This is a genomic window from Pseudoalteromonas thalassia, from assembly GCF_049257215.1.
In the GTDB taxonomy this organism is placed as follows: Bacteria; Pseudomonadota; Gammaproteobacteria; order Enterobacterales; family Alteromonadaceae; genus Pseudoalteromonas; species Pseudoalteromonas lipolytica_C.
Window position 1 is genome coordinate 259,633 of the sequence record NZ_JBMMUE010000002.1, and the last position, 21,552, is coordinate 281,184.

Consider the following 21,552-nt stretch of genomic DNA (forward strand, 5'->3'; position numbering starts at 1 on the left):
GCAAGCCTTTATTGTTCTTTTAAATAAAAAATCACAAAAAGTGAATAGCTAACCACTTTAACTTTATTTACGAATATCTCAAGTAGGCAATGGGATTAATTAACTGTGCATGCTACCGACTAATTTAGCAGTTGCTGCTGTAAAAAGGCACGACCTGCCGCTAATCCTAATTTGTGATCAAAGCGCAGATCTGAATCTGTACTACCCAGCAACTTACTGCGTAGTTTATCACCTGCAAAAATTTGCGTGATCCGCGCATCACTTGGTGGGTTAGCGATAAAGTCGAGTTCGTCTTGATAAGCTTGTTCATGCTGAACTAAGTAATCGATTGTTTTAGGGCAATAGCCAGAAACGCGAACAAATGATTTAAATTTATTCACCCACTCCGACTGAATTTGAAAATCTTGGTCAACGGTACGAATTACTACAATGTCCCGTGCACCACGATTATAAGCTTCTTTAACTGGCAAAGGTGCTGCTAAGCCGCCATCTAAATACATATCATGAACTAAATCAGTATTCGAACTTTGAATAATAGCATCATTAGCCGCTTTGGTTGTCATCCAAGGCGTTAAGTTCACACCATCTTTATACAAAAACGGTAAAGCACTTGATGCCTTTAACAGTGCTAACCATTGCGTATCTTCTCCATTTGGGCTCAAGTAATACGGTTTACGATCTGCTGCATTTGTGGTTGTGATCAACAGTTCGCGATTACCTAAACTTTGAGTCGCGGTTTTAAAATCAAGGGCACGGTTTACTTCTTTGGTTTTTTCAAAATACCAATCAAGATCAACGATGCTTTTTCCGATAAGACCTCGGCCAAGTTGAAAGAAACGCTTATGGCGCGAAAGACCTCTAATTAAACGCTTTGCGTAGCCTTTTTGACGCGCTAAATAACTCGTTAAATTTTGTGAACCAGCTGATGTACCAATGAATAAATCGAATGGATCGTAATTATTTTCTAACCATGCATCGAGTACACCTGCGGTAAAAATCCCACGTTGCCCACCACCCTCAGCGATTAATGCTGTTTTTGTTTGTGGCTCTACTGCGGCAATTGTTTGAGATTTCACGGTGCACCTTCCTAGGGTTATGATTAATAAATGTATTGTATTAAGTTAAATCCAATCCTTAAAACGGAATAATTAAATCAATTCAATCTAAAAAACCGTTTATTAAATAAGTAACAAGTTTTTTTAAAGGCGCGTAATCGACTAATCACGCGCTCAAGTAGTGCAATAGCTGTTTATTTCATAATACTTGCTAGTATTTCCAGCGCATGCTGCCTGTCACTCAATTCATACAGGTCATTAGTAAAAATGAACTCATCAACCTGTAGCGTTTGTTTAATCATACTCAACTTATGCTTAACGCTCGCTTGACCGCCAACAACTGAAAGCCCTAAAAAGCTCTCTACTTGCATTTTTTCTTGTGCTGTCCATAACCCTTCCATAGTTTGAACAGGCTCTTTTAGCCAAAGTGGCTTGCCACGCATAAGTGCCAAAATACGTTGTTTTGCTGTGGTTGCTAAAAACTGTGCTTGTTCGTCTGTGTCTGCTGCAACAACAGGTAAGCCAAGCATCACATATGGCTTATCTAACACGTCAGATGGTTGAAATTCTCTGCGATACAACGCTATGGCCTCTTCAACAAAGCGCGGTGCAAAATGTCCGGCAAATGCATATGGCAAGCCTTTTTTAGCTGCAAGCTGTGCACTATAAAGGCTTGAGCCTAGTAACCAGATTGGTACATTAGTGTCTTCACCTGGGATTGCGCGTACTGGAGAGTCACCTTTATATGGGCCAAGTAAACCTTGCAGCTCTGTCACTTCATTTGCAAAATGTTCTGCCCTTTGCTCGTCTCTGCGCAGTGCACGGCTGGTAATTGGATCACTACCAGGAGCACGGCCTAGACCTAAATCAATCCTTCCCGGATATAAGCTTTCAAGGGTGCCAAATTGCTCAGCGACCACCAGCGGCGGATGGTTAGGTAGCATCACCCCACCCGCACCTACGCGGATATTCTGAGTTTTACCTGCTATATGGCCGATCAGTACTGAGGTGGCGGCACACACAATACCACGCATATTATGGTGCTCTGCCATCCAAAACCGATTAAAACCAAGCTTATCGGCTGTTTGCGCATAGGTAACACTATTAGCGAGTGTTTGCGAAACTGTTTCGTGCTCTTTCATTGGGCTTAATTCAAGCAATGAAAAAGGTGTATTTGTAAGGTCTGACATCCGCTCTCCAAAATTTAACTCTTTATAGTTAGTTAATGAGAGCGAATAGCTATTTTTCAAATGCTAATTAGGCACGGCTTTGTTGCTGTTTTTCCACCTTTAGGCCATCGGCATCAATTCCATGCTTCCAATAGGCAGATGCAACAATGTGCTCACGGTTAATTTCAATACTGCTTGTTACTAAACGGCGAATTGCTTTTACCAAGCTTGCTTCTAGTGCCATAAACACTATTGGTTGCGTGTTATAACCTGCACATAAGCGTGTTACTTGGTCGAGTAAATCTGTTTCTGGTTCATCTGTAACTAGCCATTCAACACTATGTTGAGTGTGTGCTTTAATTTGTTCAAGCTCAATAATGTCGGCTTTATCAGCAACATGAATAATGACATCGACAGTGGCATCTTGCGGCAGTGCTTGTAAATAGCCATTGATTGTATTTACTGAGGTTAAATCTGCCAGCATTAAATAATGTGTTTGCGTGAAGTCTGTGAGTTTTTTAGGGCCCGGGCCTGCAATACCCACCTCGTCGCCAACTCTCGCATTTTGTGCCCAGTTAGTTGCCACACCTTGATGTTGGTTAACCACAAAGTCGAGAGTAATTGCACCGTTAACAGGGTTAATTTCGCGAATCGTGTAAGAGCGCATTAATGCTGGGTGTTCAGCGTGTAAATCAAGTTCAACCTTAGATTCACCGGCATGAGGTAGTAGTACCTTTACGTACGCACCTTTTGCGTCTTGTGGAAAATCGGCAAACTCGTCTGAGCCAACGACAATCCTTTGTAGATGTGGGGAAATACGTGTAGTACTTATTACGTTTGCACGACGAACTTTTCTAGCCATGTTGGTCTCCTAGCTGGTTAAATTGCACAACGCCCCAATAGTTGATATAGTCAACTATACGCTTTTGATTGACTTTGTCAACTAATGCTAACTAGCTTAATTTAGGTGAACCATGCCACAAACCTCTCTTTCTTCTGCTTTATTCACACTGGCACAAAGTTATCGCGTCACTGTACGCAAAGCCATTAACGCCAACGAGCTGGGTCTTAATGCACTACATGTCCGCTGCTTACATATTATTGCCGAAACACAGCACTGTACCGCGAATGATATTGTTGCCAAAACGGGTCGTGATAAAGCACAAATAGCACGCTTATTAAAAGAGCTTATAAAACTTGAACTGGTTTCTAAATGTGCTGACGAAAATGATAAGCGCTGTTTAATTTTATCGTTTACTGAACAAGGTAACGCTCTGTTCTCGCGCTTAGAAGTTGCTGAGCAAGAGGTTGATGCCAAACTTTGCCAAGGTTTAACTGATCAGCAAGTACGTGATTTTATCGATATAGCCACAACCATGATCAAAAATATCAATAACAACACCCCGTGATCTTATTGGCAAGATAACCACAAACCACTATACTGTACAAACATACAGTGTAGTGGTTTTGTTATGCGCGTTATTCCTATTTATATCGAAGCTGGCGTGTGTGGTTTTGAATCACCAGCAGCACAATACAAAGAGCTTGGCCTATCATTAGATCAGCTGTTGATTAAACACCCTGATGCAACCTTTATTGGTATTGCCTCTGGCGAATCAATGCAAGGTGTGGGGATTTTTGATGGCGACTTATTACTGGTTGATCGCGCCGAAGACGTTAAAAATGGCGATGTCATCGTGGCGAATCTAAATGGTTTATTTGTTTGTAAACTACTAGATAAACACAATGCACAGTTATTATCAGCCTCGCCTAAATACCCTGCAGTGCAACTACGTCAATCTGATGAATTTCAATTAGAAGGCGTGGTCACCCGCTCAATTCGCTTACATCGCAGTAGTAAAGAGCTATTAGCATGTACGCCTTAGTCGATGCGGTGGCCTTTTATGCCAGTGCCGAAAAAGTATTTGATCCAGCTATTCGCAGTAAACCTGTAGTGGTACTCACCAACAATGATGGCTGTATTTGTGCTGTGTGTCCTATTGCACGAAAGCTTGCTATTCCAAAGTTTCAGCCCTATTTTCAGGTAAAACAGTTACTCGAAGATAACCAGGTGGTGATCCGCTCATCTAACTATGAGCTGTATGCGGATTTAAGCGAACGGATGATGAACGTGATTGGCCGCTTTTGCGATAATCAGCACATATACTCTATTGATGAGTCGTTTTTAAACTTTACAGGTTTCAACAAGCTTGTTAATGATTGGCATAGTTATGGTCATCATATTCGCCGTACCGTATGGCGCGAAACAAAACTGCCTGTTGGAGTGGGTTTTGGCCCAACGGCAACCCTTGCCAAAGCCGCCAATCATGCAGCAAAAAAACTATCGGGCTTTGATGGCGTAGCAGTGATTGATTCAGAAGCGTCACGAATAGCCATTTTAAAAGCCATGGATGTACAAGATGTTTGGGGGGTTGGTCGACGCTTAGCTAAAAAGCTCAAAGCGATGAATATCAATACTGCTTTTGATTTAGCCGAACAAGAGCCTCGAAAAATGAAACGCCTGTTCAGTATTGTACTCGAGCGTACAGTAAACGAGTTACGTGGTAAAAGCTGTTTAGCATGGGATGACGTGCGCCAAGATAAAAAAGAGATATTTTCGACCCGTAGCTTTGGGGAACGTATCACCGATACCACAGCGCTAAAAACCGCACTTATTAATCACGCCGTTATTGTTGCCCGTAAGTTACGCACACAAGGGTCACTCACACAACGTTTATTAATGTTTGTCGCCAGCTCACCTCATCAAGATGGCTATTATAAAAAGTCCTATATTTATGAGTTTAGTGTTGCCACAGCCGACAGCCGTGTATTTGCTAACGCTATCAGCGAAGTCTTTAAACATTTATATAAACCCGGCGTACCCTTTTACAAATGTGGTGTCGGTGCGCTAGAGTTATCGAGCCAAATGTTTCAGCAACCTGATTTATTTCAAGCACCTATCGATAACCCAAGCCTAATGAAATGTTTAGACAAAATAAATGCTCGTTACGGTGTTGGTACGCTTGCCCTTGCAAGCGAAACCACAACCACTCGTTGGCATATGAAGCGAGAGTATTTATCACCGCACTACACTACTCGCTGGCATAACCTACCAAAAATACACTGCTAAAAGTAATGGAAAAGCTGCAATTTAAATTGCTGTTCAGAACGTTGCCAATCTTGATAAATAGCTGAGCTTCTAAGCCCCCAATTCTGAGCCAACGCTATTTGCCAATGAGCAGAAAACGTCAGCTGATAATCAACACTTGGTTCATTCATCAGCCAAAAAGCCTGACCACTCAAAGCAAGCTTTTGTGAATCGGTAACTTGCCAAATAACACCTGCTTCGCTTCCTAGCCCAAACGACACAGAATCTATCAAATCACCTGATTGAACAACTGATGAGCCAAGCAAATAACTTTGCAAGTGTGATGCATCACCAAAAGACTTGCCATAGCCGCCTTGTAAAAATAGACGACCTTCTCGCTTCGTCTGTGTTGGTTGACGGTCAAACCCAGCACGAACATTCCATGACCAAGAATTAAATAAGCCATTGTCAGGTGCTAATGACATTGCATCAATTAAAAGCAAACGCTCGAGATGAAGATTCTCGTTACTATCTTGGTTTACCTCTAAGTCAAAAAAACTAATTTGCGCACCAGGAATAAAACCACCGGGATTATCAAGTAAATCATGATAAGCAACACGATATGTTAAACCAAACCGACTAGCTGTATGCTCATAATCATTAAATATTACACCAACACGACTAGATCCATGACCATTATCAGGACTCACTCGAGGCTTTGGCGCAGGCTTGAAAGGCGAAACCACATGGAATTGACTGCGTTGATGCAACAGCTTTGTTAATCGAGGAGCAATTGCATCACGTGCTAATCCTTGATCATAATATTGGTAATTTAACCACTCATACGCCATCTCAAGGACAGGCACAGCCTGCTCAGGTGCGAGCGATAATTCATCTAGCGCTACTCCATCACGCAGTAAACGAGCAAGGTAAACCTGCTGCTCTGTGAGTTGGCTTTCATAATTGATCAATTTCGTGCCCGATGCAGCACGGTATCGAGGCGGCTGTAATAATCCATGTTGCTTAAGAGCTGCAACCGTATCTGATGGGATCGCATGCGAAGAAAATGGAGCAGTTAAAGATAAATCATCTCGTGCAAGTTGCAGTAATGCTAACAGCTGATACGAGCAGTTTTCATCAACAAAAAAATAATCAAACGTGGCCCACTGCATTTCCCATAAATGTAATAACACACGCTGAATTTCTTGATCAGATAATGAGAGTTTATATTCCCATATATCACGAGATTCTAAGTCATTATATTCACGGACTTTGCGATAATACGGCATTAAAGTGAACTTACCTGGATATTGACCAATAATACCTTTTAAAGCATATAAAGCGGCATTATCAGTAACATCAGGCTCTGCAGCAAAGTTAACAGCAAAAGCAATGAGCTCTCTACTGCGGGTTTGGTCCTTCGCATCAATACGTAATAGAGTATGACCAAACATCGAGGACGGATCATTCATAAACGCGGTCGGGAAGACTAGAGTCATACCTTTTGGGTTGATAAGCTGTTGCCATGTTTCAATTTCAGGGCAAGAAAGTGCAGGCCAATTTGTAAAGAAATGTTCTTTTAGCCAGTTATAGCGAGCAGGAAAACGGCACTTTGCCTGGTTATCATCATCGCTTTTAAACGCCGCTATAGTCGCTAAAAGCTCTGCATGAGGGTCTGTTTTTCCCACCTCAGAAAAGAAAAATTCTGAGCTATCCACTTCACTTTCATACATAGAAAGAAAAGGCTGATTATAATGACCGAGCTTAAGCCAATAAGGATGATGAGCTATTTCGAGTGTCGGTGTTGTTGAATATGCTAAACAGCTGAATAACAAACAAGAAGAAAGTAAAATACCACGCATAATAGAATAAAAGCCCATTAAGGGCTTTATATTTAAAAAGTACACGCTAGATTAAGATAGTGTGTAAGTAGCAAGTTGCGCATCACTAGCAACAAGCGTATTAAGGTTCTCTAAAACTAATTGAGATGTCACATTTTCTGATGTGAATACGTTAGTAAACTGTGTCTGTACTAACTTATTAAATGCTGCTTTATCTTGCGCTTGAACGCCCCATACTTCAGCCAGCGTATCAAGAGTTTCACCTTCGCCACGTGACATATCACGTGCAAGTTGTTCCATATTGCCATCAATGAATGTCGCAACTTTAGTTGAAGCTGTCACTGTACCATTACCGTTACAGCCTAAAGTACCAAATGTAATACCAAATGTTTGGTTACCTGAAATACCATTTGTCGTTGCACCAAGAACTTTAACAACTTTACCTTGTTGACCAGCAAATAACATTGAACCTAAACCACAACCGATGTCTTGATCAGCCATTGCATTTGAAAGTGGAAGTAGAGAAAGTGCAGAAATAGCAATAATTTTTTTCATATCCTGAATCCTTTAAGATAAATCGTTATTCGAATTAATAACGCATTATTAGCTTAGCTAGATTCAGATTAAGGACAAACTCTTTTTTAAAAAAAAGTTAAATTAGTTACATTAGATGTTCAAAAATCAACCAATCTAGCATTTAATAGACTACACAAGTCATGGGGCTTAAGCGCAATTTCAAGGCCTCGCTTACCGGCTGAAACATAGATAGTATCGAAATTTATTGCAGATTGATGAATAAAAGTAGGTAAACGCTTCTTTTGGCCAAGCGGGCTGACTCCCCCCAAAATATAACCAGTTGTGTTTTCTACTTTCTGCTGAGGGGCCATAGTTACTTTCTTTACTTTTGCTGCCTTAGCAAGCATCTTCATATTTACCTGTTGACTCACAGGGACTACTGCAACCAAAAGCTGTTGTTCGGCATCTTCAAGGACTAAAGTTTTAAACACTTGCTCAGCGGGCAAGTTAAGCTTTTCAACCGCTTCAAGGCCAAATTGGGTATGTGCAGGATCGTGATGATAACTCAGCACATCATAAAAAATACCTTTGTTTTTTAATAAATTGATTGCAGGTGTCATTAAAAGTTCCTTTAACAAAAAAGCGCCTGAACTTTATCAAAGTTTTGGGCACTTGGCATAGTAAGAAAATACAGGCTTTGCATAGTAAATATCCCGAAAAACCACACTGATAAGCTACACTAAAAGTATGAGCAATAGATAAAGCGTGGCAACTATGTCAAAACACATTAGTCTCTATTTGGCGAAACAATGTTTTATCATCATCACACTCTTGTATTCAATTAATTTTGTTTGCAATGAATACGTAGCATGGACCGCGTTTATAGATTGCCAAAGTAAATGCAAAACACTAGGAATAGAAAAAGGTCAGATCCAAGAAACAACCTTTAAGGACGATGTCATATTATGCCGATGCCTAGCTGAAAATGATTACTACGTAGTACTAAACTGAATCTGAAAATACCCACTAGGAATTAAAAAAATATAACGTATTATGAATTCAGTATTAGTTAAGGAAAGGAAACTACATGTTTTTAGACTACTTTGCACTAGCCATGCTAGTGTTTGTGACCGTCGTAATATTTTATGGTGTGATAGCCATTCACGATATTCCCTACGAAATTGCCAAAAAACGTAATCACCCCCACCAAGATGCCATCCATTATGCAGGCTGGGTTAGCCTATTTACCCTACACGTACTATGGCCATTTTTATGGGTTTGGGCCACCTTGTGGCGTGATGACCGCGGCTGGGGTTTTAACCAAATTCAAAAGGAACAAGAAGACTTAGCTGAGAAAGTGGCTAGCCTGACAGCCACAGTGGCAGCACTACAAGCACAAATTAATGCTCAATCGAATAATAAAGAGAAATAGAATATGGATTTGTTATTAATACTTACATATACCGCATTGTGCATTGGCATCTTCAAAATCTTTAAAATCCCGCTTAACAAATGGACAGTGCCAACCGCTGTTCTTGGTGGTGTAGTACTGATCGGCACATTAATTCTATTAATGAACTATAACCACCCACATTCAAATATGGCGAGTAGTGCGTATGTTACAACGCCGATTGTGCCAAATGTGCGTGGTACAGTAGAAGAAGTTGCGGTAAAGCCGAATCAACCAGTTAAAAAGGGCGACTTATTGTTTCGCCTAGACGACACCTTATATCGAGCAAAACTAAATCAAGCTATTGCAGCTTTACAAGATGCAAAACAATCGGTACTTGGTTTAGAAGCTGCCTATAAATCAGCACAAGCCAGTGCGCTGATGGCTAAAGCTGAATATGACCGTAGTAAGAAAGAATACGAACGCTATGAAAAAGGCGCAAAAAGTGGCGCCTATTCAAAAGGCCAAGTTGATAATAAATTAGGGGTGTATTTAGCGGCAAAAGCAAGTTACGAAGCAGCGCAGGCCGAAGAGTTACGTCAGAAACTAGCATTTGAGTCAGAAATTAACGGCGAACAAACAAAAATAGCCGCTGCTCGCGCTAATTTAGAGCAAGCCCAATTTAACTTAGACAGCACTAGCGTGCATGCACCCACCGACGGCTATGTCACACAACTGACATTACGTCCGGGGATGATTGCCGTGCCAATGCCACTGCGACCAGTGATGACCTTTGTGCATAAAGAAGACACTGTTTATGTTGCGGCATTTCGACAAAATTCATTATTAAGACTCGAACCTGGTTATAAAGCTGACTTTATCTTTAAAGCAATTCCAGGCAAAACCTTCGCTGGCGAAGTAATCGATGTGTTACCCGCAATTGGTGAGGGACAAGTACAAGCACAAGGAACACTGATGGGCACTGAATTTTTTGCCCGTCAAGGCCGCGCAATTGTTACTTTAAAAATCACTGACGACATGAGTGAATATCATCTGCCACAAGGAACAAGCACTGAAGTAGCTGTTTATTCAGAACATTTTGAACATGTTTCTGTGATGCGTAAGGTGTTGATCAGAATGAAAAGCTGGCAAAACTACTTATTCTTAGATCACTAAACTCAAAATTGAAGCGTAAAAAAAGGCGCTGAATAGCGCCTTTTTACTATCTAACTCAAGTTACTTAACTAGGAGTTACTTAGTTAGATCATCGAAGAATTTCTTCACACCGTCAAAGAAACCTTTTTCTTTTGGACGGTTTTTAGACCCATCTTTACCCATGCTTTGCTCAAGCTCTTCAAGTAATTCACGTTGACGGTCATTTAAGTTCACCGGTGTTTCAATAACCACTTTACAGATTAAGTCGCCTTGTGCGCCGCTGCGAACAGACTTAACGCCTTTACCGCGCATACGGAACATTTTGCCTGTTTGGCTTTCTGAAGGGATCTTCAGTTTTGCGCGACCATCCAAAGTCGGCACTTCGATTTCGCCACCCAGTGCAGCTGTTGTAAAGCCAATAGGTACTTCACAGTACAGATTGTTACCATCACGTTGGAAGATTGGGTGCTCACGTACTGACACTTGTACATATAAGTCACCTGCCGGTGCGCCATGCATCCCCGCTTCACCTTCACCTGATAAGCGAATACGGTCACCTGTATCAACGCCTGCTGGGATCTTAACTGATAAGGTCTTCGTTTTTTCTACGCGACCTTGACCATGACAGCTGTCACATGGGTCAGAAATAATTTGACCCGTGCCCTGACACGTAGGACATGTTTGCTGAACCGCGAAGAAACCTTGGCGCATTTGTACTTGGCCAGCACCGTGACACGTAGTACAGGTTTTTGGCTTAGAGCCCGCTTTTGCACCGCTACCGTCACATGGTTTACAGCTAACCCAGGTTGGCACTTTAATTTCAACATCTTTACCACGAACCGCCTCTTCCAGGCTTAAGTCCATGTTGTAACGTAAGTCAGACCCACGTTGTTGGCGCGATTGTCGACGACCACCGCCACCAAAGATATCTCCAAACACATCACCAAAAATATCGCCAAAATCACCATGACCGCCGCCGAAGCCACCGCCATGACCACCACCACCTTGTTCAAAGGCTGCATGGCCGTATTGATCATACATCTGACGTTTTTGTGGATCAGTTAGTACTTCATAGGCATCTTTTACTTCCTTGAATTTAGTTTCAAGGTCTTTATCCCCTGCGGTACGGTCTGGATGATATTTCATCGCTAAGCGCTTATACGCTTTTTTTATGTCTCGTTCGCTGGCATCTTTGCTCACGCCGAGAACTTCATAATAATCGCTTTTTGACATATCTATCACACTACTCTTTTTACTGCAGTTACACTGCGTAAGGTAAGTCGAACGACTTTACCGTTCATATACATGCAAAAGGCGCGTCAAGCGAAATCGCTGGCGCGCCTCAATCATTTCATCCTAACTTAATTGGCTAAACAAAGCAGCCATTATCGCGTTAGGCAGAAGCGAAACGAGCAATTACTTGTCGTCTTTCACTTCTTCGAACTCTGCATCAACAACATCGTCGTCTTGTTTTGCAGAAGATTGCTGTGCACCTGCATCAGCACTACCTTGCTGTTGTGCTTTCGCTTGCGCAATTTCCATTAGCTTTTGTGATTTTTCAGCAAGAGCTTGTGTTTTCGCTTCAATCTCTTCTTTCTTATCACTCTTAATCGCCGCTTCTAGCTCAGTAAGCGCAGCTTCGATTGCTTCTTTATCTTCTGCTGGTAATGCATCACCCGCTTCTTCGATTTGCTTACGTGTACCGTGAACCATTGCATCAGCTTGGTTACGAGTAGCTACTAGCTCTTCGAACTTTTTATCTTCTTCAGCGTGTGCTTCAGCATCACGAACCATTTTTTCTACTTCTTCATCACTTAGACCTGAAGAAGCTTGAATCGTGATCTTCTGCTCTTTACCTGTATCTTTATCTTTAGCAGATACGTGTAAGATACCATCCGCGTCTACGTCGAATGTTACTTCGATTTGTGGTGTACCACGTTGCGCTGGGCGGATACCTTCTAGGTTAAATTGACCTAGAGATTTGTTATCGCTTGCACGCTTACGCTCACCTTGTAGTACGTGAATCGTTACCGCTGATTGGTTGTCTTCAGCTGTTGAGAATACTTGCGATTTCTTAGTAGGAATCGTCGTGTTTTTCTCAATTAGTGCTGTCATTACTTGACCCATAGTCTCGATACCTAGTGATAACGGAGATACGTCAAGTAGTAGTACGTCTTTAACGTCACCAGCTAGTACACCACCTTGAATCGCTGCACCTACTGCAACTGCTTCATCTGGGTTAACATCTTTACGTGGTTCTTTACCAAAGAACTCAGCAACTGTTTTTTGTACTAGAGGCATACGTGTTTGACCACCAACAAGGATGATGTCATTTACGTCGCTTACTGATAAATCAGCATCAGCTAGTGCACGCTTAAGTGGCTCGATTGACTTAGTTACTAAGTCTTCAACAAGAGACTCAAGTTTTGCACGAGTAACTTTAACGTTCATGTGCTTAGGACCAGTTGCGTCAGCAGTCACGTACGGTAAGTTAACTTCTGTTTGCTGTGCAGAAGACAGTTCAATCTTCGCTTTTTCAGCAGCTTCTTTAACACGTTGCATTGCAAGTGGGTCGTTCTTAAGGTCGATACCTTGATCTTTCTTGAACTCTTCAACTAAGTAGTTGATAACACGGTTATCGAAGTCTTCACCACCTAAGTGAGTGTCACCGTTAGTTGCAAGAACTTCAAACGTGTGCTCGCCTTCTACTTCGTCAATCTCGATGATAGAGATATCGAAAGTACCACCACCTAAGTCGTAAACAGCAACAACGTTTTCACCTTTGTTTTTGTCCATACCGTATGCAAGTGCAGCGGCTGTTGGCTCATTGATGATACGTTTAACTTCAAGACCAGCAATACGACCAGCATCTTTAGTAGCTTGACGTTGTGAGTCATTGAAATAAGCAGGTACTGTGATTACTGCTTCTGTTACTGGCTCACCTAAGAAGTCTTCTGCTGTTTTCTTCATTTTCTTCAGCACTTCTGCTGAAATTTGTGGTGCAGCACGTTTTTCGCCACGCGCTTCAACCCATGCATCACCGTTATCAGCTTTTACAATTTTAAAAGGCATGATACCGATATCGCGTTGTACTTCTTCGTCTTCAAAACGACGACCAATTAGACGCTTGATGGCAAATAATGTGTTAGTTGGGTTAGTTACTGCTTGGCGTTTTGCAGGTTGACCAACTAATGTTTCACCGTCTTGCGTGTATGCAATGATCGATGGTGTTGTGCGATCGCCTTCCGCGTTTTCGATAACGCGTGCTTTATCACCGTCTAGTACTGCTACACAAGAGTTAGTAGTACCTAAATCGATTCCAATAATTCTACCCATGAATCTTCTCCAACTTCAAAATTCGTTAAAACGTTCGATGACTAGTAAATAGGGGTGCAGGAAACTGAATTCAACTGTAAAAATGAAAAAAATTTACTTTTTTTTGAAATATTTTCCAAATGGGTATTTTTTCCTCAAAAAGAGGGGTTTTTTAACACTTCTAGTAATACAAACAAACTGGTCTGATGACTTTAGCTGTGCTATAACCTTGTCCATAGCAATAAATGTTAAGGAAAATTATGCATTTTGATCAATTACTCGCCATGGCAACAGAACTTGGCAAAGACAAAACAAAAGTAATGCAGTTTCCAGAAAACTGGTGCCAAGGTCGCACTGCGTTTGGTGGTTTATCAGCAGCTTTATTATATCAAGCAATTCGTCAACATATCGACAACTCTCGTCGTTTACTATCTTTAAGCACTAACTTTGTTGGTCCGTTAATCGCTGACTGCGACTTTTCAATTGATGTTGAAGTTTTGCGCGAAGGTAAAAACAGTGCGCAAGTACTTGCTAAAGTAATTCAAAATGGCGATGTTTGTGTTATCACACAAGCCTGTTTTGGCGCTAATCGAGAATCAGCAGTACGCGTAGATGTGTCAAAAAGCATGCAGCTTAAACCAGTAGACGAACGTTTTACTCTGCCTTATAAAGAAGGTTTAATGCCGGCATTTTTCCAGCACGTCGCACTATGCTTACAAGACGGAAATATGCCATTTTCTGGCGCTGAGACATCACATTTAGGCGGCTGGATGAAATTTAAACATAAACCAGAACACATGAGCGAAGCGCATATCATTGCCCTTACGGATGCATGGCCGCCTACCTTGTTACAAATGTATAAACAGCCAGCCCCAGCCAGTAGCATGTCGTGGTATATCGAGTTTGTTGGAGAGCCAAACATCGCTGATGATGCTTGGATTGGCTATGAAGCTGTTACACATCATAGTAAAGATGGTTACGGTCTTGAAGATGGCTGTATTTGGAGTGATGATGGCAAGCTCATCGCACTAAGCCGCCAAACTGTTGCTTTATTTGCGTAATTCATTGCTGCTTATTTGCGCATATTCAGTGCCATCAAGGCGAATTATCGCTTGATATTCGCCAGATTCTACAATTTGGCCTAGACCTGTATTAAAGGTATCCTTTAAAACCTCACTGTTGAAAAATGCAGGTCGAGGTGCTTCATTAAATATTGGATGCACAACGAAAGGTTTTAGTTCGGCTGTCTGCTTATATTGCTCAAGATAATATAAAAAAACACGTCTTTCGAGAATGATAACGTCAACCCATCCCTTCATTAAATGGTCAACTTGTGCCTCTTGGTTTACTACCTCATCATAAGAACGCAGTATGCGTGTCACCGATTTGAAAGGTGCTTCAATAAAATTGGTCGCATTTTGAAAACCCAGCACACTTTTACCAGCTAAATCATAAATGCTGTCTATTTTAAAATTTTGTTCAGCCAAACTTATCGCTACATTTTGATAGCGTAATAGTGGTTCACTTTGGTATATATTTGTACTCGATCCAGAAGCGAAATTTAAAGCTATATCAACTTTTCCTTGCAGCAACTGCTGCTCTACACGCTTGTTTGGCATGTATTGCACAACAATGTTACTGATCCCTTGAGATTTAAACGCTGCTTTTAATATTTCTAATTGAATACCACTGTCGTTATCTTTAATAACATAAGGAGGGAGATAAGAACTGGCTGCAACAACAATAGGGTCTTCTCCAGCTTTCTCTGATAAACATAGGCCCTTACAACTTACAAACAACAAAAGGATAAAAAAATGTTTCACTACACACCTTAATAGACAGTTGCATAGTTAATCTATGCGCCTTTGCGTAAATACTAGCCTATTTTAGGAAAGGGTGCATTTGAATTTATCGAGTTATTGATGCAAACTAAACTAAGTTCTTGTTTATGAGACCCTAAGTTTGCAAACAGCCTGTCCTAGCTGCGACCTTGTCGTTGAGATCCCACATTTAAGTGCGAAACAAGTAGCGGTTTGTCCTCATTGCAAAACCAAACTGTCTTCTTCGCAAGCAAATCAAGATAGTGCTGTCGTAGCGCTGAGCTTAAGTGCGATCTTAATGCTGTTAAGTAGCATGTTTTACCCGTTTTTATCTTTTTCAAGCAGTGGCATCACCCAAACTATAACCTTACCTGATGCGGCACGTATTCTGTTTAACTACGACAATGACTTTTTAGGATTATTCATAGATATCAGCATTATAGGCTTACCTATGTTACTGCTTGTGCTGATAATCCCATTACATTTAGGGTTACTTAAGATACTCCCTTATCAATGGGGGAAAAGGCTATTAAAAACAACATTTGCACTGCAGCCTTGGATTATGTCAGAAATATTTTTAATTGGTGTCATGGTCAGCATGGTAAAAATAATGTCGATGGCTGACATTGAATTTGGTGTGAGCTTTTGGGCTTATGGCGCATTTGTTATTAGTTATATTGCCACCACTGCTAAGCTCAATAAACAAAATCTATGGTATCAACTCAAAGAGCCTGTTTTTATAGAGCAAATCAAGCCGAATACTCGTGCAATCGACCAAGGCCTTAGGGCTTGTCATGTATGTGGTCAACTATGCGACAGTGAAATCTGTTCTCGGTGTGAATCAAAAACATACACTCGTAACCCTTTTAGTGTACAAAAAGCGGCTGCATGGCTGATCACTTCCGTAGCCTGCTATATACCTGCAAATATTTACCCAATCATGTACACCACTAGCCTAGGTGATGAAACCCCCTCTACAATAATTGGTGGGGTGATGATCTTGTGGAATAGTGGTTCTTACCCTATCGCAATGATCATCTTTTTAGCGAGTGTTGTCGTACCACTTGCAAAAGCTCTCATTTTGAGTTTTTTATGCTTTATGGTGATGCAGCCGGCAAACAGACAAACCAAAAGCTACACACGAATTTATCAATTAACTGAATTTATTGGAAAATGGTCAATGATCGATGTATTTGTTGTGGCAATTTTAGTAGCCTTAGTACAGTTAGGAAATTTGATGTCAGTAACGCCTGGTATAGGTACTATATTCTTTACAACAATGGTGATTTGCCAGATGCTGGCAGCCCATGCATTTGATCCACGTTTATTGTGGGATTCCCCTAATAACTTAAATAAAGTAAAACAAGAGACCTTGGCATGAGCGAAAAAGCAAATATAAAAACAGCGCCAAACATATCGGCAATCTGGATTATTCCTGTAATCGCTTTATTCATCGGCGCATGGATGCTGTATCAATACCAAGCAAATAAAGGTACAACAATCTTTATCAAAATGCCCCATGCTGAAGGTATTATCGCAGGCAAAACAGAAATAAAGGTACGCAGTGTAAAAATTGGTCAAATTGACCATGTAAGACTCTCAGATGAACAAGATAGTGTAATTGCACGAGCACAAATAGATAAACACTATGAAGACCTTTTAACGGATGATGCGAAAATTTGGGTTGTTAAACCTCGCATTGATGATACCGGTATTAGTGGGATGAGTACCCTATTGTCGGGTGTTTATCTGGAGTTTGCTCCAGGCGAAAGTAAAGAAACATCCGAGCGATTTGAACTACAAGATGAACCTGCGCTAATTGCCAATGATGTAAAAGGAGGTCGCTTTATCCTCCACGGCTATAACGCTGAAGTGCTCGATGTGAGTACAGGTATCTATTTTAAGGATTACAAAATAGGGCAAATAGAAACGGCTACTTTTGATTGGAAAAATCAAGCCATGAAATATGGTATTTTCATTAATGAGCCTTATCAAAACCTGATCACGCTTAATTCTATCTTTTGGGTTAACTCAGGTATACAAATTGATTTGTCTGCCGATGGTATTAATGTCAATACGGGCTCTTTGAGTAAGTTACTTAAAGGAGGGATTTCTGTTGGTATTCCTGAGCAACAGAAACCGGGGGAAATTGCCACAAATGGCCATAGCTTCTCACTAAGTAATAGCTACAAAGCTGCTCTTGAAGAGCGATTTTATGACTTTGATTATTATCTAATTGACTTTGAACAATCAATTCGTGGATTACGTCCTGGTGCGCCAGTTGAATATCGAGGGATGCGCATCGGTACTGTTGTTGAAGCACCTGCAAATGTCATTATAAATGGGAAACCCGCCCACTTTAGGGTCGATAACACTGCAGTGCCAGCACTGATTAAAATTGAGTATGGAAGACTCTACCATGACAATGTTGCAGCCAGAGAGTTCTGGCAGTCAAGTTTAGATGGCTGGATTAAAAGTGGTTTAAGAGCTTCATTAAAGCCAGGAAACTTATTAACAGGTGCAGTGTATGTGGACTTGGACATTTATGATAATGCTGAACCTGCAGAATTAACAACTATTGCTGACTATACAGTATTCCCGAGTGTTTCAAGTGGAATTACCGTCATTGCTGATCAAGTCTCTGATGTATTAAATAAAGTCAATAATCTCAAAATCGAAGACAGTTTGGCACAAATGCAAACGACCTTTGCAGAATACCAAGCACTTGCACATGACATGCGTGAATTGCTTAATAAACAAGATACTCAAGACTTACCGGGTGATATTAATCGCAACTTTGCTGAGATGACCAAAAGCATGCAACAGTTCGATAAGACAATGAAGCAATTTGAAAAAACTATGGCAAGTTACGAACAAGGATCAACATTCCATGAGCAATTACAAACAACCTTGTCTGAATTTAAACGTTTAAGTGAAGAGCTACAACCACTTACACGTGGTTTAAACCAGCAACCGAATATGTTGATCTTTGATAAAGAGCTACCTGCAGATCCAACGCCGAGGAAACAATAATGAACTTTAAACTCTGTGCTTCAATTGCATCAGTGCTGTTACTTTCGGCCTGTAGCCAAACTTCATTCTCAACCATTGAGTATTATCAATTTTCGCAGCCGATAGTGGCAATGCAACGCTTAGCGGAGAATACCCAAGCTCAGCTCAGAATTAACACAGTAAAGTTACGTGGTGCGCTAAATAATCGTGGTATCGCCATGGTGCTTGATAACAACAGAGTGAATGCTGCTAACTATCATTTATGGAGTGAATCTCCTGATTTGATGTTAACTGCCAGTGCTCATCAACAACTTTACACTGAGCTTGATAATTGGATGGTTATAAAAGGCTTACCTGTGATCACCGATTTAGACCAGCAAAGCTTTTATGAATTAGAGTATGAGCTACATCACTTTAATGGTGATGAGCAAGGTAATGCCAACATTGCAGGGCTTTGGCGCTTGTACTATACAACTCCTGAATCTGGCAGAAAGTTGAAGGCGGTCAATTACTTCAATGAGCTTACACCTTTACAAGCAAGTGATTACGAGGGACTTGTAGCCACGCTTGAGTCAACTTGGCTAAAGGTTAACAAACAAGTTGCAAACGAAGTGTCAAAGCTTGCTATTTAATAAGAGTTTAAGTGGCTGATTGTCATCGTTAATGATGACATCGCCTATAAACTCAAAGCCTAGTTTTTGTAGTACCTTTTGCGAGCCAATATTTGTTTGCGAGGTTATTGCTGCAAGCACTCCAAGATCTAATACGTGTTTTTTGGCCATCAACAACCTAGCTGCCGATGTAATAATGCCCTTGCCTTCATAGTTGGCTAACAACGCGAACCCTAAATCAGGAATAGCTAATGCATCACGCTGAAACAGCCCCACCATACCAACCGGTGTACCATCAGCTAAACAGACAATATAACTACCAAAGCCATATTGCTGGTGACTATTTATAAAGGTTTGTTGAATATAATGCTCTGCTTGTGCTGGTGTATTTATATTTTTATTTCCGATATGCTCTAAAAATGTTGCTTGGTTCAAAAGCTCAACAATAAATGCCGCATCATCAGGCAGGCCAGCACGTAAATATATATCTGTCATATATTAAAATACCTTACTTACCACATCATTGGTAAAATTAAGACAATCTAAAACACGCTCTTTTTGCACTGCTGAGAGCTCGTCAATGGCGAAATAAGCATACTCAGTATGCTCATTACTCAACACAATCTGGGCATCATTAGACAGATATGCTCGAAAAATAAACGCATGAGAATTAAATGCAGCGTGATAATAAACACCACTTAAATAAGCGATATCTACCTCACAATTAAGCTCTTCTTGGCATTCGCGAAGTAACGCTTGATGAATTGTTTCGCCTTTATCTAAAGCGCCGCCAGGTAATCCCCAACTTTTTTGACCATAATTAGCTTTAAGTAATAGCACTTGACCTTGGTTGTTAGTTATAACCGCGTGACTACTGAGTCTGTATGTATCTGAAAATGCCATAAACCCTTGCTTAATTGAATTAAAAAAGTAACACCGTTGAAGAGTGTAAAATAATTATCATCGCAATAAAAATTCTTATTGACTAAATTTATATTCAAGATTATTTTTCTTTCGATGTTTTGGGCAAAACAAAAGCAGTATACCCTCTATACTGTCTGGCGCCAGCCAACGCAGGCACTTTCCCTACTGGGTCCATAAAAGTGTGTTCGCGTAAAGCAGTTACTTGAGTCGATAGACTTCGGATTTCTGTAAGCAATCTCGCATTGCTTAACTGTGTGAAAAATATAATGCAAGAACCTTCTGCGTTAAGTTTACTACCGCCAGTATTGGTGGTTGTTTTGGCCGTGTTTTTACGCCGCCCTATTTTATCTTTACTTGTTGGAGCTTTGTTTGGTTTAGCCATGCTTGGGCCAACAGCTATACTGTCAAACTTTGCTGATATATCGTTAAAAGTGATGCAGGATGAAACCATTGCCTGGCTAATTTTAGTCTGTGGCGGGTTTGGTGCCTTGATTGCCTTATTGGTAAGAACCGGTGGAGCAAGTGCATTTGCTGAATTAGCGTTGAAGTTTGCCAAAGGTCAACGCTCATCTTTGCTAATGACCTTTGTGTTAGGTGTGATTATTTTTATCGATGATTACCTCAATGCATTAACGGTTGGTGAAACCATGAAGCGTATCACCGATAAGTTTAAAATTAGCCGCGAAATGCTAGCTTATGTTGTTGACTCAACTGCCGCACCTATCTGTGTACTTGTACCACTCTCTACATGGGCGGTATTTTTTGGTGGCCTATTAGTCGATAATAATGTTGCAGCAGAAGGCCAAGGTATTGCCGTATACATCGAAGCAATCCCTTATATGTTGTACGCATGGTTTGCAGTACTTGTTGTATTGCTTGTCAGCTTAAATGTGATCCCTGCTTTTGGGCCGATGAAAAAGGCACAACTACGTGCAATGAATAATCAAATCGAGATCTCAAATAGCCAATACACCGATGTACAAACAGCGGATGAATACGCTGTTAAAGCCGCAGAAGAGAACTTTGAAACAGCAGCATCCAATGGCAAACTCTATAACTTTTTAGTGCCGATTATTTTACTTGTTGCGTTTACTGTTTATTTCGACATTGACGTATATAAAGGATTGCTTGCAACCTTTGCTGCAGTGTTACCGTTCTATATGTTGCAAAAACTAATGACATTGTCAGAACTAGTAGAGCGTATGCTAGATGGTTTTAAAAGTATGATCCCAGCAATTGGTACTGTCGTTGCGGCCTTTATATTTAAAGATGTGTGTGACCAATTAATGCTTCCGCAATATGTCATTAATACTTTAAGCCCTTATATGACAGCACAATACCTACCTGCCGTGGTGTTTTTAGCAATGGCAGTACTTGCTTTTGCAACGGGTTCTAGCTGGGGGATTTTCGCAGTAACTATTCCAATTGTGATGCCACTGGCTTATGCAATTGATGCCAACATTCCTCTAGTAATTGGTGCTTTGTTGTCGGCGTCATCGTTTGGTAGTCAAGCATGCTTTTATTCTGACTCCACAGTACTTGCTGCACAAGGCTCAGGGTGTGACTTAGTCAGCCATGCGGTTACTCAATTACCTTACACCTTACTGGCGGCAACCGCTGCATTTATAGGGTTTTTGCTCATCGCCTAAATTAAAA

General features: G+C 40.9%; 21 protein-coding genes. 10 read left to right on the forward strand and 11 right to left on the reverse strand.

Annotation, left to right across the window (positions count from 1 at the left end):
- Positions 1-119: 119 nt before the first annotated feature.
- From AAEU31_RS03560 to AAEU31_RS03570, 3 genes are all read right to left on the reverse strand, one after another.
- On the reverse strand, positions 120-1,076 hold the full coding sequence (locus AAEU31_RS03560; protein ID WP_135926606.1) for a patatin-like phospholipase family protein: 957 nt from the start codon (positions 1,074-1,076) through the stop codon (positions 120-122).
- 173 nt (positions 1,077-1,249) lie between these two features.
- Positions 1,250-2,245 (reverse strand): LLM class flavin-dependent oxidoreductase, encoded by a 996-nt coding sequence (locus AAEU31_RS03565; protein WP_421966463.1) that lies wholly within the window; start codon positions 2,243-2,245, stop codon positions 1,250-1,252.
- 67 nt (positions 2,246-2,312) lie between these two features.
- Positions 2,313-3,086 (reverse strand): siderophore-interacting protein, encoded by a 774-nt coding sequence (locus AAEU31_RS03570; RefSeq protein WP_421966464.1) that lies wholly within the window; start codon positions 3,084-3,086, stop codon positions 2,313-2,315.
- A gap of 112 nt (positions 3,087-3,198) precedes the next feature.
- On the opposite strand from AAEU31_RS03570, the gene AAEU31_RS03575 reads away from it, so the two are divergent.
- The 3 genes from AAEU31_RS03575 (at position 3,199) to AAEU31_RS03585 (ending at position 5,354) form a co-directional block, all read left to right on the forward strand.
- Positions 3,199-3,633, forward strand: coding sequence for a MarR family winged helix-turn-helix transcriptional regulator (locus tag AAEU31_RS03575; RefSeq protein ID WP_421966465.1), 435 nt, complete (start codon positions 3,199-3,201; stop codon positions 3,631-3,633).
- Positions 3,634-3,696: 63 nt separating this feature from the next.
- On the forward strand, positions 3,697-4,110 hold the full coding sequence (locus AAEU31_RS03580; RefSeq protein ID WP_054552219.1) for a LexA family protein: 414 nt from the start codon (positions 3,697-3,699) through the stop codon (positions 4,108-4,110).
- On the forward strand, positions 4,098-5,354 hold the full coding sequence (locus AAEU31_RS03585) for a Y-family DNA polymerase (RefSeq protein WP_421966466.1): 1,257 nt from the start codon (positions 4,098-4,100) through the stop codon (positions 5,352-5,354). The genes AAEU31_RS03580 and AAEU31_RS03585 overlap by 13 nt, the downstream gene beginning before the upstream one ends.
- On the opposite strand, the gene AAEU31_RS03590 is transcribed toward AAEU31_RS03585, so the two are convergent.
- From AAEU31_RS03590 to ybaK, 3 genes are all read right to left on the reverse strand, one after another.
- A complete protein-coding gene (locus AAEU31_RS03590) occupies positions 5,351-7,192 on the reverse strand; it encodes an Lnb N-terminal periplasmic domain-containing protein (RefSeq protein WP_421966467.1) in 1,842 nt (613 codons plus the stop codon). The genes AAEU31_RS03585 and AAEU31_RS03590 overlap by 4 nt on opposite strands.
- A 33-nt stretch (positions 7,193-7,225) precedes the next feature.
- Positions 7,226-7,708, reverse strand: a complete 483-nt coding sequence (locus tag AAEU31_RS03595) for a DUF3015 domain-containing protein (RefSeq protein ID WP_135926601.1) — start codon at positions 7,706-7,708, stop codon at positions 7,226-7,228.
- A gap of 119 nt (positions 7,709-7,827) precedes the next feature.
- The gene (ybaK, locus tag AAEU31_RS03600) at positions 7,828-8,289 is read right to left on the reverse strand and encodes a Cys-tRNA(Pro) deacylase (protein WP_199526161.1); all 462 of its coding nucleotides are present in this window, start codon (positions 8,287-8,289) and stop codon (positions 7,828-7,830) included.
- A gap of 467 nt (positions 8,290-8,756) precedes the next feature.
- Between ybaK and AAEU31_RS03605 the strand changes: the two genes are divergently transcribed.
- Both AAEU31_RS03605 and AAEU31_RS03610 read left to right on the forward strand, forming a co-directional pair.
- Complete coding sequence (locus AAEU31_RS03605; RefSeq protein WP_135926599.1) at positions 8,757-9,101, forward strand: DUF3302 domain-containing protein; 345 nt, start codon at positions 8,757-8,759, stop codon at positions 9,099-9,101.
- 3 nt (positions 9,102-9,104) lie between these two features.
- The gene (locus AAEU31_RS03610) at positions 9,105-10,235 is read left to right on the forward strand and encodes an HlyD family secretion protein (protein ID WP_421966468.1); all 1,131 of its coding nucleotides are present in this window, start codon (positions 9,105-9,107) and stop codon (positions 10,233-10,235) included.
- Positions 10,236-10,310: 75 nt separating this feature from the next.
- On the opposite strand, the gene dnaJ is transcribed toward AAEU31_RS03610, so the two are convergent.
- Positions 10,311-11,447: a molecular chaperone DnaJ gene (gene dnaJ, locus AAEU31_RS03615; protein WP_135926597.1), complete on the reverse strand. Its 1,137-nt coding sequence runs from the start codon at positions 11,445-11,447 to the stop codon at positions 10,311-10,313.
- 183 nt (positions 11,448-11,630) lie between these two features.
- Complete coding sequence (gene dnaK / locus AAEU31_RS03620; protein WP_421966469.1) at positions 11,631-13,550, reverse strand: molecular chaperone DnaK; 1,920 nt, start codon at positions 13,548-13,550, stop codon at positions 11,631-11,633.
- 239 nt (positions 13,551-13,789) lie between these two features.
- Between dnaK and AAEU31_RS03625 the strand changes: the two genes are divergently transcribed.
- Positions 13,790-14,590 (forward strand): thioesterase family protein, encoded by an 801-nt coding sequence (locus tag AAEU31_RS03625; protein WP_421966470.1) that lies wholly within the window; start codon positions 13,790-13,792, stop codon positions 14,588-14,590.
- Here the strand turns inward: AAEU31_RS03625 and AAEU31_RS03630 are convergent.
- A complete protein-coding gene (locus AAEU31_RS03630) occupies positions 14,579-15,352 on the reverse strand; it encodes a substrate-binding periplasmic protein (protein WP_421966471.1) in 774 nt (257 codons plus the stop codon). The genes AAEU31_RS03625 and AAEU31_RS03630 overlap by 12 nt on opposite strands.
- Positions 15,353-15,491: 139 nt before the next feature.
- On the opposite strand from AAEU31_RS03630, the gene AAEU31_RS03635 reads away from it, so the two are divergent.
- Genes AAEU31_RS03635 through AAEU31_RS03645 form a run of 3 tightly spaced genes read left to right on the forward strand, consistent with a single transcriptional unit; the run spans position 15,492 to position 18,993 of the window.
- The gene (locus AAEU31_RS03635) at positions 15,492-16,730 is read left to right on the forward strand and encodes a paraquat-inducible protein A (RefSeq protein ID WP_135926594.1); all 1,239 of its coding nucleotides are present in this window, start codon (positions 15,492-15,494) and stop codon (positions 16,728-16,730) included.
- Complete coding sequence (gene pqiB, locus AAEU31_RS03640) at positions 16,727-18,382, forward strand: intermembrane transport protein PqiB (protein ID WP_135926593.1); 1,656 nt, start codon at positions 16,727-16,729, stop codon at positions 18,380-18,382. The genes AAEU31_RS03635 and pqiB overlap by 4 nt, the downstream gene beginning before the upstream one ends.
- Positions 18,382-18,993 (forward strand): PqiC family protein, encoded by a 612-nt coding sequence (locus tag AAEU31_RS03645; RefSeq protein ID WP_135926592.1) that lies wholly within the window; start codon positions 18,382-18,384, stop codon positions 18,991-18,993. The genes pqiB and AAEU31_RS03645 overlap by 1 nt, the downstream gene beginning before the upstream one ends.
- Here the strand turns inward: AAEU31_RS03645 and AAEU31_RS03650 are convergent.
- Both AAEU31_RS03650 and AAEU31_RS03655 read right to left on the reverse strand, forming a co-directional pair.
- Entirely contained in the window at positions 18,976-19,467 is a 492-nt protein-coding gene (locus tag AAEU31_RS03650) for a GNAT family N-acetyltransferase (RefSeq protein ID WP_421966472.1), read from the reverse strand. The genes AAEU31_RS03645 and AAEU31_RS03650 overlap by 18 nt on opposite strands.
- A 3-nt stretch (positions 19,468-19,470) precedes the next feature.
- Positions 19,471-19,875: an NUDIX hydrolase gene (locus AAEU31_RS03655; protein ID WP_421966473.1), complete on the reverse strand. Its 405-nt coding sequence runs from the start codon at positions 19,873-19,875 to the stop codon at positions 19,471-19,473.
- A 287-nt stretch (positions 19,876-20,162) separates the two neighbouring features.
- On the opposite strand from AAEU31_RS03655, the gene AAEU31_RS03660 reads away from it, so the two are divergent.
- Positions 20,163-21,545, forward strand: a complete 1,383-nt coding sequence (locus tag AAEU31_RS03660; protein WP_421966474.1) for a Na+/H+ antiporter NhaC family protein — start codon at positions 20,163-20,165, stop codon at positions 21,543-21,545.
- Positions 21,546-21,552 lie beyond the last annotated feature (7 nt).

Excerpts from the sequence above, each read along its gene's own strand:
- AAEU31_RS03595 (WP_135926601.1), bottom strand. The coding sequence starts at position 7,708 with ATGAAAAAAATTATTGCTATTTCTGCACTTTCTCTACTTCCACTTTCA.
- ybaK (WP_199526161.1), bottom strand. The coding sequence starts at position 8,289 with ATGACACCTGCAATCAATTTATTAAAAAACAAAGGTATTTTTTATGAT.
- AAEU31_RS03570 (WP_421966464.1), bottom strand. The coding sequence starts at position 3,086 with ATGGCTAGAAAAGTTCGTCGTGCAAACGTAATAAGTACTACACGTATT.
- AAEU31_RS03580 (WP_054552219.1), top strand. The coding sequence starts at position 3,697 with ATGCGCGTTATTCCTATTTATATCGAAGCTGGCGTGTGTGGTTTTGAA.
- AAEU31_RS03655 (WP_421966473.1), bottom strand. The coding sequence starts at position 19,875 with ATGGCATTTTCAGATACATACAGACTCAGTAGTCACGCGGTTATAACT.
- AAEU31_RS03575 (WP_421966465.1), top strand. The coding sequence starts at position 3,199 with ATGCCACAAACCTCTCTTTCTTCTGCTTTATTCACACTGGCACAAAGT.
- AAEU31_RS03625 (WP_421966470.1), top strand. The coding sequence starts at position 13,790 with ATGCATTTTGATCAATTACTCGCCATGGCAACAGAACTTGGCAAAGAC.
- AAEU31_RS03605 (WP_135926599.1), top strand. The coding sequence starts at position 8,757 with ATGTTTTTAGACTACTTTGCACTAGCCATGCTAGTGTTTGTGACCGTC.
- AAEU31_RS03565 (WP_421966463.1), bottom strand. The coding sequence starts at position 2,245 with ATGTCAGACCTTACAAATACACCTTTTTCATTGCTTGAATTAAGCCCA.
- AAEU31_RS03660 (WP_421966474.1), top strand. The coding sequence starts at position 20,163 with ATGCAAGAACCTTCTGCGTTAAGTTTACTACCGCCAGTATTGGTGGTT.
- dnaJ (WP_135926597.1), bottom strand. The coding sequence starts at position 11,447 with ATGTCAAAAAGCGATTATTATGAAGTTCTCGGCGTGAGCAAAGATGCC.
- dnaK (WP_421966469.1), bottom strand. The coding sequence starts at position 13,550 with ATGGGTAGAATTATTGGAATCGATTTAGGTACTACTAACTCTTGTGTA.
- AAEU31_RS03590 (WP_421966467.1), bottom strand. The coding sequence starts at position 7,192 with ATGGGCTTTTATTCTATTATGCGTGGTATTTTACTTTCTTCTTGTTTG.
- pqiB (WP_135926593.1), top strand. The coding sequence starts at position 16,727 with ATGAGCGAAAAAGCAAATATAAAAACAGCGCCAAACATATCGGCAATC.
- AAEU31_RS03610 (WP_421966468.1), top strand. The coding sequence starts at position 9,105 with ATGGATTTGTTATTAATACTTACATATACCGCATTGTGCATTGGCATC.
- AAEU31_RS03645 (WP_135926592.1), top strand. The coding sequence starts at position 18,382 with ATGAACTTTAAACTCTGTGCTTCAATTGCATCAGTGCTGTTACTTTCG.
- AAEU31_RS03585 (WP_421966466.1), top strand. The coding sequence starts at position 4,098 with ATGTACGCCTTAGTCGATGCGGTGGCCTTTTATGCCAGTGCCGAAAAA.
- AAEU31_RS03650 (WP_421966472.1), bottom strand. The coding sequence starts at position 19,467 with ATGACAGATATATATTTACGTGCTGGCCTGCCTGATGATGCGGCATTT.